Genomic DNA, 735 nt, shown 5'->3' with positions numbered 1-735 from the left:
ATAAAACTTATAATGTCAGTCGTGGCTGAATAAAATCTAAAAATGCTAAAATACGCGATGATACGGCACTGTTTTTGTAATATACGGCCTGTATAGTTTCGCGATTGTTTGGTCTGACTATCGCCTCAGGCAACACCTCAACCAATCGTCCAGATTTCAAATCGTCACCAATCATAAAATGTGACAGTAAAGCGATACCTTGGTGATTTAAACATAGCTGACGCAAGGTCTCGCCGCTACTGCCAGTCATATGAAAGTTCAGTTTCACTGGTGTTTTTAGTGGCCAACTATTTAGTTTTGACGCATCGTTAAAGCCAATTAATTTATGAGTGCTTAAATCATTAATATGAGCTACTTCATTATGCTGATATAAATATTCAGGACTGGCTACTAGCCGCAGCTGACTCTTACCCAATAGACGCGCATGCAAGTTTGAGTCTTTTAAATCGCCAATTCTGATAGCCAGATCTGTCTTATGCTCAAGCAAGTCGATGATGTTGTCATGCGAGGTCAAATCAAGCGTGATATGCGGATACTGCTGCACAAAATCACCAACCAATGGCGTTAGTTGATGAAAGACAAACGGGCTGGCGGCGTCAATTCGTAGATGTCCACTCGGCGCTTGTTTTAACAGCTTAATCGCCTCTTCACCGGTATATAACGTATTTAAACCCTCACGCGCATATCTTATGAAGACATGCCCCTCCTCCGTCAGCTCCAAGCGCCGCGTCGTTC

Annotated in this window: 1 protein-coding gene; it reads right to left on the bottom strand. The window is 42.7% G+C overall.

Annotated elements, in window-relative coordinates; all coding sequences use genetic code 11:
• Positions 1-7: 7 nt before the first annotated feature.
• A partial coding sequence (locus tag ACS8FC_RS17200; protein ID WP_439297677.1) for a LysR substrate-binding domain-containing protein occupies positions 8-735 on the bottom strand: 728 nt, incomplete at its 5' end.

The organism is Psychrobacter sp. 1Y4, assembly GCF_051847555.1.
Note: the sequence above shows the minus strand (reverse complement) of the source record. Positions and strands in the feature narration are given on the sequence as shown.